Raw genomic sequence first — 338 nt, forward strand, 5'->3', positions numbered from 1 at the left:
GTGGCAGGGCGTCGCGCCGGGCGCCGACCTCGGCGTGGATCCGTGGTCGCCCGAGCTGGTGCGCCGCGCCCCGCGCGACGTCCGCTGGCTGCTCGCCAAGGCCCTCGCCGAGGAGGCGACCGCGCGCGCCGCGGCATCGCTCGGCATGGGCGCCACGATCTTCCACGACGTCCGCCCGCTCGACGGCGCGGGCAAGGTCGACCACGTCGTGCTCGCGCCCGCCGGCCTCTTCGCGCTGAGCTCCGAGGACTGGGGGACCAGCGTGCAGCTGGTCCGCGGGGAGCTGCAGCCGGTGGTGCCGGATCCCGACGGCGCCCTCGCGCCGGGCGACGCGCCGG

1 pseudogene is annotated in these 338 nt (G+C 78.7%); it reads left to right on the forward strand.

From position 1 onward, the window contains the following. Positions 1-338: pseudogene (locus DZG00_RS16650) on the forward strand (J domain-containing protein); the annotation flags it as partial.

The sequence above is a fragment of the Clavibacter lycopersici genome (assembly GCF_003576405.1).
In the GTDB taxonomy this organism is placed as follows: domain Bacteria; phylum Actinomycetota; class Actinomycetes; order Actinomycetales; family Microbacteriaceae; genus Clavibacter; species Clavibacter lycopersici.